Origin of the sequence: Streptomyces sp. Ag109_O5-10, from assembly GCF_900105755.1 — a bacterium.
GTDB lineage: Bacteria > Actinomycetota > Actinomycetes > Streptomycetales > Streptomycetaceae > Streptomyces.
The window spans coordinates 1,960,589-1,973,998 of sequence record NZ_FNTQ01000001.1; the positions used below are offsets into that span (position 1 = coordinate 1,960,589).

Sequence of the window (13,410 nt, forward strand, 5' to 3'; positions counted from 1 at the left end):
CGCCTTTGATCAATAGGATCCGCCGATGATCAGAACACATCGGCCGGCGGCAGGAGTCTGTGCCCTGCTCGCCGCCCTGGCGGCCGGGATCGCGTTCCCCGGCCATGCGGTCGCCGACGAGACCGAACAGGCCGCTCCCAAGGTGGAGCTCGTGCTGGACGTCAGCGGTTCCATGCGGACGGCGGACATCGACGGCGGGACGCGCATGGCCGCGGCCAAGCAGGCGTTCAACGAGGTGCTGGACGCGACACCCGAGGGGGTCCAGCTCGGCATCCGCACCCTGGGTGCCAACTACCGCGGCAACGACCGCAAGGAGGGCTGCAAGGACACCGCGCAGCTCTACCCGGTCGGCACCCTGGACCGCACCGAGGCGAAGACCGCCGTCGCCACGCTCTCGCCGACCGGCTGGACCCCGATCGGCCCCGCGCTGCTCAAGGCGGCCGACGACCTCCAGGGCGGTGCCGGGACCCGCCGGATCGTCCTGATCAGCGACGGCGAGGACACCTGCCAGCCGCTGGACCCGTGCGAGGTGGCCCGCGAGATCGCCGCCAAGGGCGTCGGGCTGACCATCGACACCCTCGGTCTGGTGCCGGACGCCAAGACCCGCGACCAGCTCAGCTGCATCGCGGACGCGACCGGCGGCACCTACACCTCCGTCCAGCACAAGGAGGAACTGACGGACCGGGTCGGCCAGTTGGTGGACCGGGCGGCGGACCCCGTGGTCACGCCGGTGGCCACCGAGGGGGCGGCTCAGTGCTCGTCCGCGCCCGCGCTGAAGTCGGGGCTGTACACCGACCGCGAGGAGTTCGGGCAGCAGCGCTGGTACAAGGTCGACGTCGAGCCGGGCAAGGAGCTGCGCGCTTCGGTGAGTGTCGCGGCCGACCGGGCCGTGAACCCCGACTACGGCGTGCTGCTGCGCGCGGTGACCGTGCACGGCCGTGAGATCGTGCGCGGCGAGGCCTCGGGGACGGGCCGTACGGACGTCATCTCGACCGGACTGCGGTATCCGAAGGCCGAAAGCGACGACGAGGACACCACCCCGGAGACCGTCTGCCTCCAGGTGACCAACTCCTTTTCGGCCACGGCCGGGGTGAAGACCAGCCCCGGTCTGCCGGTCGAGCTGACGGTCGACGTGGTGGACGGGCCGGCGAAGGCGAGCGACGTCGCCTCCTTCGGTCTCGGCCGCGGCTGGTGGCTGCTCGGGGCGCTGGTGCTGACCGGTTTCCTCGCGGGTCTGTTGTGGGGCTGGGTGTCGCGGTGGCGGGTCGCGGTCTGGAGGACCAACTGATGTCGATCACACGTGTGTTGAGCGCCGCCCTGCTGGCGGTGGGCCTGGCGGCCGGTCCGGCGGCCGCGGACTCCTCCCCCTCCCCCAGCGCCTCGCAGGACAGTGGCGCCCCCACCCAGGCGGGCACGTCCTTCCGCACCGCGGCCGAGATCGACCAGGGGCAGCGGGCGACGGCCAGCGGGTCGACCGGCGACTACCTGTACTGGTCCTTCCCGGCCGACGCCGGCCAGCGCCCCGACGTCAAGGCGACGGTGAAGCTGCCCGACGCGCACGCGGGACAGACCTGGCAGCTCGACGTGTACGACGGGCTGCGGCGCCGGCAGGCCTGCCAGTACGGCGCGCAGACCCGCACGGCCGCGCAGGGCGCCGCCTCGGTGGAGCTGGCCTGCGTGATGCGTACCGTGCGCGCCTGGTCGGAGCCGTGGGCCGACGATCCGCTGCCCGGCACGTACTACATCCGGCTGACGGTGGTGGACCTGACCTCGGCCGACCTCGGCCAGCCGGTGAGCGCCGAGGTGAAGGTGGACTCCAAGGACATCGGCGGCTCGGCGGCGGTGGACGGCTCACTGGCCCAGCCGCTGGTGCCGGGGATCGCGGTCACGTCCGCGTCGGACGGGAGCGGTTCGTCATCCGACGACAGCTCCTCGTCCACGAAGTCGGCGGTGCTGTCCAGCATCGAGCCCGACGACGGCTGGTCCTCCGGCTGGTGGAGCGACCGCTGGGTGTGGACCGGAACAGGCGGCGTGCTGGCCGCGCTGGCGGGGATCGGCGGGTACGCGCTGACCCGGGGCTCGGGACGGCCGAGGCGAGTGCCGCCGGACATGTGACCCGACACGAAGACCGGTGACTGGGCCCCCGTTCGCGGCGGCCCAGTCGTCGTTTCAGGCCTCCCGCAGTTCCTTGGCCAAGGGCCCGTCCCCCGTCACGGTGATCCGCCCGTCCCGCACTGCCTGCGCCAGGCCCGACTCGCCCCGGGCCAGTGCCGCACCCGTCCCGGCGTCGAGCACGAGCCGGGCGTCGGGCTCGGCCGGTGCCGGGCCGTCGCCGTACACCGGCCCCTCCTCTGCGCCGACGCGCAGGTGGAAGTGCCCCTCCCCCAGCCGGACTTCGACGAGCCCCTCGCCCGTCAGGGCCCGCAGCAACGGCAGCGCGAACCAGTGGGCGCGTACCGCGTCGGTGGGCCGGCGTTCGCCCAGTTCGGGCTCGCCCCACCGGCCCAGCGCCTGCAACACGGGCAGCAACTCCCGTCCGCGGGCGGTGAGTTCGTAGACGTACGCGGCGCCCGGCGGGGGCAGCCGCCGCCGGGTGGTGAGCCCGTCCCGCTCCATGTCCTTCAGCCGGGAGGCGAGGACGTCCGTGCTGACCCCCGGCAGATCCGCGTGCAGGTCCGTGTAGCGGCGCGGACCGGCGAGCAGCTCCCGGACGATCAGCAGGGTCCAGCGGTCGCCGACGACGTCGAGGGCGCGGGCCGCGGAACAGTACTGGTCGTAGCTTCGGCGAGGTGGCATGCGACGCAGTCTAGACAAGATGTTGGACTTTCCAAGCTCCCACTTGGTAAAACCAAGCAACACGAGTTTCCGGAGGGGCGCAATGGAGTTCCGGCAGTCCAACAAGCTCAGCGAGGTCTGTTACGAGATCCGCGGACCGGTGATCGAGCACGCCAACGCGCTGGAGGAGGCGGGCCACAGCGTGCTGCGCCTGAACACCGGCAACCCGGCGCTCTTCGGGTTCGAAGCCCCTGAGGAGATCCTCCAGGACATGATCCGGATGCTCCCGCAGGCACACGGCTACACCGACTCGCGCGGCATCCTCTCCGCCCGCCGGGCGGTCGCCGGGCGCTACCAGACGCTGGGTCTGGAGGTCGGCGTCGACGACGTGTTCCTCGGCAACGGCGTCTCGGAGCTGGTCTCCATGGCCGTACAGGCGCTCGTCGAGGACGGCGACGAGATCCTCATCCCGGCCCCGGACTTCCCGCTCTGGACCGCGGTGACCACCCTCGCCGGCGGCAAGGCGGTGCACTATCTCTGCGACGAACAGGCCGACTGGTACCCGGACCTGGCCGACCTGGAGTCGAAGATCACGGACCGCACCAAGGCCGTCGTCATCATCAACCCCAACAACCCGACCGGCGCGGTGTACCCGAAGGAGATCCTGGAGGGCATCCTCGACCTGGCCCGCCGGCACGGCCTGATGGTCTTCGCGGACGAGATCTACGACCAGATCCTGTACGACGACGCCGTCCACCACTCCACCGCGGCGCTCGCCCCCGACCTCGTGGTCCTCACCTTCTGCGGCCTGTCCAAGACCTACCGCGTGGCGGGCTTCCGCTCGGGCTGGATGGTCGTCACCGGACCGAAGCAGCACGCCAAGGACTACCTGGAGGGCCTCACCATGCTGGCCTCCATGCGGCTGTGCGCCAACGCCCCCGCCCAGTACGCCATCCAGGCCGCGCTCGGCGGCCGCCAGTCCGTCCGCGAACTGGTCGCCCCCGGCGGCAGGCTGTACGAGCAGCGCAACGTGGCCTGGGAGAAGCTCAACGAGATCCCCGGTGTCTCGTGCGTCAAGCCGAAGGGCGCCCTGTACGCCTTCGCCCGCATCGATCCCAAGGTGCACCCCATCCACGACGACGAGAGGTTCGTCCTGGACCTGCTGCTCCAGGAGAAGATCCAGGTCGTCCAGGGCACCGGCTTCAACTGGCCCACCACCGACCACTTCCGCATCCTCACCCTGCCCCACGCGGAGACCCTGGAGACGGCGATCGGCCGGATCGGGCGGTTCCTGAGCGGCTATCGGCAGTAGGCGCGCGGCAGTCGTCCGGGGCCGTCCGGGTATGCCGTCCCCATGACCTGACGGCCTCTGCTCCTCCTTGACGTCGACGGCCCCCTGAACCCCTTCCGGGCCCGGTTCCTGCCGCACCGCGGGTACGTGACCCGCAGGCTGCGACCCGCCAACTGGTCCGCCCGCCGGCGGCCCGGCTCCCGGGCGCTGCGCCGGGGGCTGCGGGTGCGGCTGCATCCGGGGCACGGGGCCCGGCTGCTCGCGCTGCCGTACGAGCCGGTCTGGGCCACCACGTGGACGCACCAGGCCAACGAGATGATCGGGCCGGTCGTCGGGCTGCCCGAGCTGCCCGTCATCGAGTGGCCGGAGCTGTTCGCGAAGGATCCGGACGGCCTGTACTGGAAGACGCGGACCGTCCTGGCGTGGGCGGCCGGTCGGCCGTTCGCGTGGGTGGACGACATGGTCACCGAACTCGACGTCCGCCATGTCGCCGAGCACCACGACGGGCCCGCGCTGCTCCATCCGGTGGACCCGCGGCACGGTCTGCGGGCGCGTGACTTCGCCGAACTGGAGCGCTGGGCTCTTAGCCTCTGACGTATGGCTGATGTCCTTCTCGTCCGGCACGGTGAGACCGAGTGGTCGCGGTCCGGACGGCATACCGGGTGGACCGACGTGCCGCTCACCGAACACGGCAGGGAGGAGGCGCGCCGGCTGATGCCGCTGATCCGCTCGCACCGCATCGGTGCCGCCTTCGTCAGCCCGCTCCAGCGGGCCCGCGAGACCGCCGAGCTGATCGGGGTGCCCGACGCCCGGGTCGACGCCGACCTGCGGGAGTGGGACTACGGCGGCTACGAGGGCGTGACCACCGTGGAGATCCAGCGCACCCGGCCCGGCTGGTTGCTGTTCACGGACGGGGTCGCGCCCGGCCCGCCGGACCATCCCGGGGAGAGCCCGGAGCAGGTCGGCGAGCGGGCCGACCGGATGCTGTCCAAGGTCGAGGCGGCCCTCGCCGACACGGAGGGGGTCGTGCTGCTGGTCGCCCACGGGCACTTCCTGCGCGTCCTGACCGCGCGCCGACTGGGCCTGCCGCCGTCCGCCGGGGCCCTGTTCCAGCTGGCCACGGGGACACTGTGCCGGCTGGGCACGGAGCACGACCGGCCGGTGATCGCGGGCTGGAACATCCGGCCCGGCGGGTAGCGGGACCCCGTCGTCGGCGCGTTGTCAGTGCCCGGTCGTAGCCTTCGGAGAAGGAATCCGGAGAAGGAATCCGGAGAAGGGGTCCGGAGAAGGGGTCCGGGGAGGGGATCCGGGCAAGGGATCAGCGCCGCGCTCGACACCGGGGAGGTGTGCACCGTGACCCGACCGCCCACCGCCGCGCAGCGGCGGGTCGTCGACGCCGCGGACCCGGTCACCGGGCGGCTGCGGGGTACCGAGGCGCAGCTGGCGGCACTGGTGAAGCACGGGCTCGCCTTCCGGCACCCGCGCCCGCCGCACGACCACTTCCTGACGCCTGCCGGGCACCGGCTGCGGGAGGCTCCGGAGCCCCGCGCCGCGACGGAGCCCGAGCAGGCCCAGGGCTTCGCCGCGCGCGTCGGTGGCGAGGGATCCGCGGACGCCGGTCCGGCCCGCGCCCGTGAGGTGCACAGCGCCTGGCAGGGGCTGCTCGAACTGCGCCGGATGACCAATCCCGACGGCGCCACGGACCGGCCCTGCGGCTGGGAGCGCGCGCATCTGGTGCGGGCCGCCGCACTCGCCCTCGAGGCGGCCGGGCATCCGCCGGAGGGGCCGGACGTCCCCGGCTACCGGGTGCGGGCGACCCCGCAGCCGGAGGCGGTCGCGGTGTACGCGCCGGAGGGCGAGCCCTTGCGGGCGTGCGCGGCCACCCTGGAGCGGGCGGGCTGGCAGACCGGCGAGTACACGGAGCCGCGTACCAGAACGCGCTATCTGCTGGCATCGCCGCGCCGGGTGTGACGGGCGTGTCAGGATGCCGTCAAAGGATCAGTGCGTCGTACACGAGAAGGGGAAGTCGTGAGCGAACCGTATTCCGTCCGCGTCACGGTCCGTGGCTACGAGACCGATGTGCAGGGGCACCTGAACCAGGCGGTGTACCTCAACTACGCCGAGCACGCCCGCTGGTCACTGCTCCAGGCGGCGGGGGTCAGCCAGGCCGGGCTGATAGGGCGGGGGGTCGGCCCGGTCGCGCTGGAGACGACGATCCGCTACAAGCGGGAGCTGCTCGCCGGTGACGAGGTCGACGTGACCTGCGCGTTCGAGTGGGGAGCCGGCAAGACGTTCCGCATGCTGCAGAAGATCACCAAAGCGGACGGCACGCCGGCCGCCGAGGTCGACGCGGTCGGCGGCCTGCTGGACCTGAAGGCCCGGAAGCTGGTCGCCGACCCCCGCGAGGTCTTCGAGGAACTCACCTCGGCCCCGGAGCTGTTCGGGTTCTGACGCGGTCCACACCGACCGCGTCACCAGCGCCGTCTACACGTCGAGCAGTTCCGGCTGGTGCTCGGCGTCGTAGGCCGCACGGGCCTTCGCGATGTAGTGGCGGTTGTGCTCGGCCCAGTCGGTCAGCCGCTGCAGGGTCTCGTGCAACTCCATCGCCACCTGTGTGAGTTCGTACTCGACGCGCGGCGGCACCGTCGCATGCACGGTGCGGGTCACCAGGCCGTCGCGCTCCAGGTTGCGCAGGGTGAGGGTCAGCATCCGGCGGCTGATCCCCTCGATGCCGCGCTCCAGTTCCGTGAAGCGGATGGGCCCGTGCGAGGCCGCCACCAGGATCTGCACGCTCCATTTGCCGGCCACCCTGTCAAGAACCTCGCGGACGGGGCAGGCCTGCGCGTTCACGACCTGGCTGGTAACACCGGTGTTCCTCTGGGACATCGAGCTGCCTCCTTACGCCGTCCTCTCATGGTCACTCACCATGAACCCCGTTACAAGTCGTGCACCAGGCGCACGATCGGTTCCTGTTGATGTCCACGGCGAGCTACGGCGATTGCGGAGGCCACGAGGCCATGTCGACCACGACCGGCACACCGGCCGCACCGGTGACTCCTTCCCGAACATACCCGCGGCGGGCGTCCCTCGCCGTCCTGTGCGCGGGCGCGCTGATGACGGTCCTGGACGGCAGCATCGTCACCGTGGCGATGCCGGCCGTCCAACGCGACCTGGGCTTCAGCGGCCCGGGGCTGGCCTGGGTGGTGAACGCCTATCTGATCCCGTTCGGCGGACTGCTTCTGCTGTTCGGCCGTCTGGGTGATCTGATCGGCCGCAAGCGGATGTTCACGGCCGGGCTCGCCCTGTTCACCGCGGCCTCCGTGGCGTGCGGGCTGGCGACGAGCCAGGGCGCGCTGATCGCGGCGCGGGCGGTGCAGGGCGCGGGCGGCGCGATGACCTCGGCCGTCGTGCTCGGCATGCTGGTGTCGCTCTTCCCCGAGCCGCGCGAACAGGCGCGCGCCATCGCGGCGTTCAGCGCGGTGGGGGCCGTGGGCGCCACCCTGGGCACCTTCCTGGGCGGCGCGCTGACACAGGCGCTGAGCTGGCACTGGATCTTCCTGATCAACCTGCCGATCGGGCTGGCGGCCTGGCTCGCCGCGGTACGGATCCTGGTCCCGGAGCCCGGCGCCGGGCTCCGCAGGGGCGCCGACGGTCCGGGGGCGGCCCTAGTCACCGGTGCGCTGATGCTCACCGTGTACGTCATCGTCGGCTCCGGCGACCGGGGCCCGGCCGCCACCTGGCTCCTGGCCGCGCTCGCCCTCGCGCTCCTCGTGGCGTTCACCGTCCGCCAGGCCCGGGCCGAGCACCCGCTGCTGCGGCTGCGGCTGCTGCGCTCCCGGACGCTGAGCGGCGCGAACGGCGTGCAGGTCCTGCTGATCGCGACGATGTACGGCTTCCAGTTCATCGGGGCGCTCTACATCCAGCGCGTGCTGGGCTTCGGCGAGTTGCGGACCGGCCTCGCCTTCCTGCCGGCACCGCTCGCGATCGGCGCCCTGATGCTGGGGCTCTCGGCGCGCGCGACCGCCCGCTTCGGCGCGTACCACGTGCTCCTCACCGGGCTGGTCCTCGTCACCGCCGGGATGGCCCTGCTGACCCGGGCGCCCGCGGCCGGCTCGTACGCGGCCGACGTACTGCCCCCGATGCTGCTCATGGCGGCCGGTTTCGCCGCGGCGATGCCCCCGCTCACCGGCCTCGCCATGGCCGGCGCCGGCGAGGCGGACGCGGGACTGGCCTCCGGTCTCTTCAACACCACGCAGGTGGTGGGCGGTTCGCTCGGCCTGGCCGCCCTGTCCACCCTCGCGGCGAGCCGTACCGACGGCCTGCTGCACGCGGGCGCCGAGCTGGTCCCGGCCACGGCCGAGGGCTACCGGCTGGCGTTCCGGGTGGCCGCGGTGATCGCCGCGGGAGCCCTGGCGCTGGCGGCGACCGCACTGCGGCCAGGGCGCACCTGAGCCGGGCGGAGGCGGCGCGCAAGGACCGGACGGGGCCGGCCGCTCAGGCCGCCGCGAACGCGTCCCGGTGGTCCTCGGCCCACTCCCGGAAGGTCCGCGCCGGCCGCCCGAGCACCTCACGGACGTCCTCGGTGACCACCGCGTTCCCACCGGAGCGGACGAACGCGAGGCCGGTCAGGACACCGTCGGCCCGGCCCCCCTCCATGCCCCAGGCCGTGCGGAGGAAGTCCCGGGTCTCGTCCGGGGACAGGTCCCGGGTCGGCACCGGTCGGCCCAGGACCTCGGCGAGCGCGGCGGCCTGGCCGGGGACGGTGATCGCCTCGGGACCGGTCAGGGTGTACGTCCGCCCCGAGTGCCCGGCGTCGAGCAGTGCCCGTACCGCCACCTCGGCGATGTCGCGGGGGTCGATCACACCGGACGCGCCGTCCCCGGTCATGTTGGGCACCGGCTCGCCCGCCCGGAGCGCCTTGAGCCACGTCAGCGTGTTGGAGGCGAACGACGACGGCCGCAGCACGGTCCACGCGAGCCCGCTCTCCCGCACGGCCCGTTCGCCGGCCACGTGCCATTGCGCGGAGGGGCCGGAGGCCGCCTCGCCGGTGGCGATGGCGGAGAGCTTCACCAACCGCTCCACGCCGGCCTCCCGGGCCGCGGCGACCAGCGCCGCGTCCTCTCCCGCGTCGGGGCCGGGCGGCCGGAGCAGGAACGCGGCCGTCGCACCGGCCGACGCGGCTGCCAGGGACGCGGGGTCGGCGAGGTCGCCGCGCACCACCTCCACCCCGGCGGGCACCGTCGCCCTCGCCGGGTCGCGGGTGAGCGCGCGCACCTTCGCGCCGCGTGCCGCGAGTTGTCGTACGACGTCACGTCCGATGGTGCCCGTGGCACCCGTCACCAGAATCATGCGGTCCACGGTGGGCCTGCCGGGGCGGCCGGCTCTTGGAAATTCCGGCACGGCCGAGCCGCCCGGACGGCGGCGCGGGCCGCTTACGGTGGAAGGGTGCCGATGACCATCGCCGAGCCGCTCGCCACCATCCCCGACGTACTGCGCCCGTGGCTCGCCGGGGTACGGACCATGTCCTTCGCCGAGCCGCCCGAGGGGACGTTCGTGCAGCTGCCGGACGCGCTGACCAAGGTGGTGCTGCGGGTGACGGCGGACGGGCAGCGTGACGTCCTGGCCGTCGGGCCGCGGGTGCGGGCGGCCTACCACGAGGGGAAGCCGCACATCTCGTGCGTGGAACTGCGGCTGGCGCCGGGCACCTCCCGGCCCCTGCTGGGCGTGCCGGCCGCCGAGCTGGTCGGCCGGGTGGTGCCGCTGGACGCCCTGCCGGGCGGGGTGGCCCGCCGGTTCGCGCGGGAGGTGCGGTGGCTGGAGCCGTCGGCGGCGCTGCCGCGGATCGCCGAGGTGCTGCCCGGACTGCTGACCGAACGGACGGATCCAGGCCGGACGGCGCTGCTGCGGGCGGGCGTCGACGCGTTGTCCGTGCGGCTGGACCGGGGACCCGCGCAGGTACGCGACGTGGCCCGCGAAATCGCCGTCAGCGAGCGCCAGTTGCGGAACCTGTTCACCGACGGCGTCGGGGTCTCCCCCAAGCACTACGCCCGTATCGACCGGGTCCGCACGGTCGCCGCCCGCGGGGGCAGCGTCGGATGGTCCGAACTCGCCGCCGCCACCGGCTACTTCGACCAGTCGCACATGACCGCCGACTTCCGCGCCCTGATGGGAGTCCCGCCCCGCTCGTACTTCACGGACCGGCTGCCGGGGACCACGCCCTGCCAGGCGATCCGGATCCGGCGGCCCTGAACGGGGGCGGCACGCCGAAGCCGTGGCATCACGTGAGCGGCTGGGGTGCGGCGAGCGGTGCGGTGGTCTCCTCCGGTTCCCCCGCTTCTGCGCGCCGCCGGCCCAGGTGGTTGAAGACGAGGTTGAGCACCACCGCCGTCATGCATCCCGTCGAGATCCCCGAGTCCAGGACGATCCGGGCGGTCTCCGGGAAGGCGTGGTAGAAGTCCGGCTCGGTGACCGGGATGACGCCGACGGCGAGGGAGACGGCGAGGACCAGGACGTTCTCGCCCTTCTCCAGGCCGGCCCCGACCAGGCTCTGGATGCCGCCGGCCGCCACCGAGCCGAACAGGACCACGCCCGCGCCGCCCAGGACGGGCCGGGGCACGACGGCGATCAGCGAGGCTGCCATCGGGCACAGCCCCATCAGCACCAGGAAGCCGCCGCCGGCCGCGACCACGAACCGGCTGCGGATCCGGGTCATCGCGACCAGGCCGATGTTCTGCGCGAACGCGCTGCACATGAACCCGTTGAAGAGCGGGCTGAGTGCCGAGCCGAGGGTGTCGGCGCGCAGCCCGGCTGCGATGGTCCGCTCGTCGGCGGGCCGTTCGACGATCTCGCCGAGCGCCAGCATGTCCGCGGTCGACTCGGTCATCGAGACCACCATCACCACGCACATGGACAGGATCGCGGCGAGCTGGAACTGCGGGGCGCCGAAGTGGAAGGGCGCCGGGAAGCCGATCACGTCGGCGTCCGCGACCGGCCCGAAGTCGGTGACGCCGAGCGGGATCGCGACGACCGTGCCGGCGACCAGGCCGATCAGCACGGCGATCTGCTTGACGAAGCCGTGGGTGAAGCGGCGCAGCAGCAGGACGATGACGAGCGTCGCCGCGGCCAGTCCCAGATACTCGGCCGAACCGTAGTCCTTCGCCGCCGGGTCGGGCCCCTGCGCCCAGCCGAAGGCGACCGGGAGCAGGGAGACGCCGATGAGCGTGATGACCGTGCCGGTGACGACGGGCGGGAAGAAGCGGATCGCCTTGCTGAAGAAGGGGGCGGCGAGGAAGCCGAGCAGGCCCGCGACGATCACCGCGCCGAAGATGACGGGCAGGGCGTCGGACTTGTCGTGGGTGGACGCGGCTATCGCGGTCATCGGGGCGACCCCGGCGAAGGTGACGCCGTTGACGAAGGGCAGCCGGGCGCCGATCTTCCAGACGCCGAGGGTCTGGAGGAAGGTGGCGAGGCCCGCGGTGAAGAGGCAGGCGGCGGTGAGGAAGGTCAGTTCGGTGCCGGTGAGGCCGATGGCCGCGCCGACGATCAGGGGCGGGGCGACCACTCCCGCGTACATGGCGGCCACGTGCTGCAGGCCCGTGGCGGCCATTTTCAGGGCGGGGAGTTTCTCGTCGACGGGGTGCACGGGATACGCGGACACGGGCGGCTCCTCCGGTCGGTTACGCATCGGCTCTGACGCGGGTTTCAGGGAGGTGGTGCGGCGGTCATGGCGGTGCCTCCCGCTCGAGCGAAGTCGAGAGTGGGGAAGGGACCGAAGGACGGTGACCGTTCTCCCGGGCGCGCGCAGGGCAGCGCGCGCCCGGGAGGCGGCCGCCGTGGGCCCTTTCGGGGTCCACGGCCACCGGCCGGGAGCCGTCCCTCCCGACCGGAGCTCAAGTGGTTCACGGAAAAGCGGGGTTACCGCCCGGCGAGCTGCGCCAGCCGCTGGGCCTCGGCCCGTGTCGCGCGGGCGATCGCGTCCTCGTCGACGTACAGCAGCCGGTTGTCCTCGACGATCTGACGGCCGTTCACGAAGGAGGCGGTGACCGGGGCGGCCGCGCCGAAGACCAGGGCGGTCACCGGGTCGGCGATGGAGGCGTGGGCGAGGGTGTCCAGCTTCCAGAGGACCAGGTCGGCGAGCTTGCCGGGTTCGAGGGAGCCGATCTGGCTCGCGCGGCCGAGGACCTGGGCGCCGCCGTAGGTGCCGAGGCGCAGTGCCTGGCGGGCGTTCAGGGCCGCTTCCCGGTGCGGACCGAGGCGGTTGATCAGCAGTGCGTTGCGCAGTTCGGTGTGGAGTTCACCGGACTCGTTGGACGCGGTGCCGTCGACACCGAGGCCGACCGGGACGCCGGCGGCGAGCATGTCGGGGACGCGCGCGATGCCGGCCGCGAGGCGGGCGTTGGAGGACGGGCAGTGGGCGACGCCGGTCCTCGTGCGGGCGAACGCGGCGATGTCGGAGTCGTTCATGTGGACGCAGTGCGCCATCCACACGTCCTCGCCGAGCCAGCCGGTGGACTCGAAGTAGTCGGTCGGGCCCATCCCGAACAGTTCCTTGCAGAACTGCTCCTCCTCGACGGTCTCCGAGCCGTGGGTGTGCAGGCGCACTCCGAGCCGGCGGGCCAGTTCGGCGCCGTGGCGCAGGAGTTCGGTGGAGACGGAGAACGGCGAGCAGGGCGCGACGGCCACCTGGGTCATGGCGTCGAAGGAGGGGTCGTGGTGCTCCTTGACGGTCGCCTCGGTGGCGGTGAGGGCGCCTTCGAGGGTCTCGACGGCGAAGTCCGGGGGCAGTCCGCCGTCCTTCTCGCTGCGGTCCATGGAGCCGCGGGCGAGGGTGAAACGGACGCCGGTCTCGCGGGCGGCGCGGATGATGGCGCCGGAGAGGTCGCCGGAGTCCTTCGGGTAGACGTAGTGGTGGTCCATGGCGGTGGTGACACCGCCGCGGGCCATCATGGCGAGCGAGCCCTGCGCGGCCGCGTACACCATGGGCTCGTCGATGCGCGCCCAGGTCGGGTAGAGCGCGACCAGCCAGTTGAAGAGGTTGTGGTCGGTGGCCATGCCCCGGGTGATCCACTGGTAGTAGTGGTGGTGGGTGTTGACCAGGCCGGGGGTCACCAGGTGGCCGGTGGCGTCGACACGCCGTACGACGTTCTCCAGGCCCTCGGGAGCACGGCCCGCGCCGAGCGACTCGATGCGGTTGCCGGCGATGACGACGTACCCGTTGGCGTACTCGGTGTCGTGGGCGTCGACGGTCGCGATCGAACAGTTCTCGATGACGATGCGCTGGTCTGCTGCCATGATTCGTCCTTTTCGCTCAGTGGACTTGTGAGGAGGGCACGGCAGGACCCGGG

General features: G+C 72.7%; 14 protein-coding genes. 9 read left to right on the forward strand and 5 right to left on the reverse strand.

All coding sequences use genetic code 11. The annotated features are described in order from the left end of the window. Positions 1-25 precede the first annotated feature (25 nt). Positions 26-1,288, forward strand: a complete 1,263-nt coding sequence (locus BLW82_RS09000; RefSeq protein ID WP_093498295.1) for a VWA domain-containing protein — start codon at positions 26-28, stop codon at positions 1,286-1,288. Further along, entirely contained in the window at positions 1,288-2,115 is an 828-nt protein-coding gene (locus tag BLW82_RS09005) for a hypothetical protein (RefSeq protein WP_093498296.1), read from the forward strand. The genes BLW82_RS09000 and BLW82_RS09005 overlap by 1 nt, the downstream gene beginning before the upstream one ends. 54 nt (positions 2,116-2,169) lie before the next feature. On the opposite strand, the gene BLW82_RS09010 is transcribed toward BLW82_RS09005, so the two are convergent. Then, complete coding sequence (locus tag BLW82_RS09010; RefSeq protein WP_093498297.1) at positions 2,170-2,796, reverse strand: winged helix-turn-helix transcriptional regulator; 627 nt, start codon at positions 2,794-2,796, stop codon at positions 2,170-2,172. A gap of 82 nt (positions 2,797-2,878) precedes the next feature. On the opposite strand from BLW82_RS09010, the gene BLW82_RS09015 reads away from it, so the two are divergent. The 5 genes from BLW82_RS09015 to BLW82_RS09035 all read left to right on the forward strand — a co-directional run bounded on the left by BLW82_RS09015 (position 2,879) and on the right by BLW82_RS09035 (position 6,517). After that, positions 2,879-4,087: a pyridoxal phosphate-dependent aminotransferase gene (locus BLW82_RS09015; protein WP_093498298.1), complete on the forward strand. Its 1,209-nt coding sequence runs from the start codon at positions 2,879-2,881 to the stop codon at positions 4,085-4,087. A 57-nt stretch (positions 4,088-4,144) separates the two neighbouring features. After that, on the forward strand, positions 4,145-4,660 hold the full coding sequence (locus BLW82_RS09020; protein WP_256216194.1) for an HAD domain-containing protein: 516 nt from the start codon (positions 4,145-4,147) through the stop codon (positions 4,658-4,660). Between the two features lie 3 nt (positions 4,661-4,663). Continuing rightward, positions 4,664-5,263 (forward strand): histidine phosphatase family protein, encoded by a 600-nt coding sequence (locus BLW82_RS09025; RefSeq protein ID WP_093498299.1) that lies wholly within the window; start codon positions 4,664-4,666, stop codon positions 5,261-5,263. Between the two features lie 156 nt (positions 5,264-5,419). Beyond that, the gene (locus tag BLW82_RS09030; RefSeq protein ID WP_093507944.1) at positions 5,420-6,037 is read left to right on the forward strand and encodes a hypothetical protein; all 618 of its coding nucleotides are present in this window, start codon (positions 5,420-5,422) and stop codon (positions 6,035-6,037) included. 57 nt (positions 6,038-6,094) lie between these two features. Next, a complete protein-coding gene (locus BLW82_RS09035; RefSeq protein ID WP_093498300.1) occupies positions 6,095-6,517 on the forward strand; it encodes an acyl-CoA thioesterase in 423 nt (140 codons plus the stop codon). A gap of 33 nt (positions 6,518-6,550) precedes the next feature. Here the strand turns inward: BLW82_RS09035 and BLW82_RS09040 are convergent, their stop codons facing one another. Further along, on the reverse strand, positions 6,551-6,952 hold the full coding sequence (locus BLW82_RS09040) for a winged helix-turn-helix transcriptional regulator (RefSeq protein ID WP_177232890.1): 402 nt from the start codon (positions 6,950-6,952) through the stop codon (positions 6,551-6,553). Positions 6,953-7,083: 131 nt separating this feature from the next. Between BLW82_RS09040 and BLW82_RS09045 the strand changes: the two genes are divergently transcribed. Continuing rightward, on the forward strand, positions 7,084-8,517 hold the full coding sequence (locus BLW82_RS09045) for an MFS transporter (protein WP_093498301.1): 1,434 nt from the start codon (positions 7,084-7,086) through the stop codon (positions 8,515-8,517). Between the two features lie 43 nt (positions 8,518-8,560). Here the strand turns inward: BLW82_RS09045 and BLW82_RS09050 are convergent, their stop codons facing one another. Continuing rightward, positions 8,561-9,424 carry an SDR family NAD(P)-dependent oxidoreductase gene (locus tag BLW82_RS09050; RefSeq protein WP_093498302.1) on the reverse strand — a complete coding sequence of 288 codons (864 nt, stop codon included), beginning with the start codon at positions 9,422-9,424 and terminating at the stop codon, positions 8,561-8,563. 93 nt (positions 9,425-9,517) lie between these two features. Here BLW82_RS09050 and BLW82_RS09055 point away from each other — a divergent pair, with 93 nt between their 5' ends. Next, a complete protein-coding gene (locus BLW82_RS09055) occupies positions 9,518-10,315 on the forward strand; it encodes a helix-turn-helix domain-containing protein (protein ID WP_093498303.1) in 798 nt (265 codons plus the stop codon). Between the two features lie 28 nt (positions 10,316-10,343). Here the strand turns inward: BLW82_RS09055 and BLW82_RS09060 are convergent, their stop codons facing one another. Then, the gene (locus tag BLW82_RS09060; RefSeq protein ID WP_093498304.1) at positions 10,344-11,750 is read right to left on the reverse strand and encodes a nucleobase:cation symporter-2 family protein; all 1,407 of its coding nucleotides are present in this window, start codon (positions 11,748-11,750) and stop codon (positions 10,344-10,346) included. Positions 11,751-11,980: 230 nt separating this feature from the next. Then, positions 11,981-13,357 (reverse strand): 8-oxoguanine deaminase, encoded by a 1,377-nt coding sequence (locus BLW82_RS09065; RefSeq protein WP_093498305.1) that lies wholly within the window; start codon positions 13,355-13,357, stop codon positions 11,981-11,983. Between the last annotated feature and the right edge of the window lie 53 nt (positions 13,358-13,410).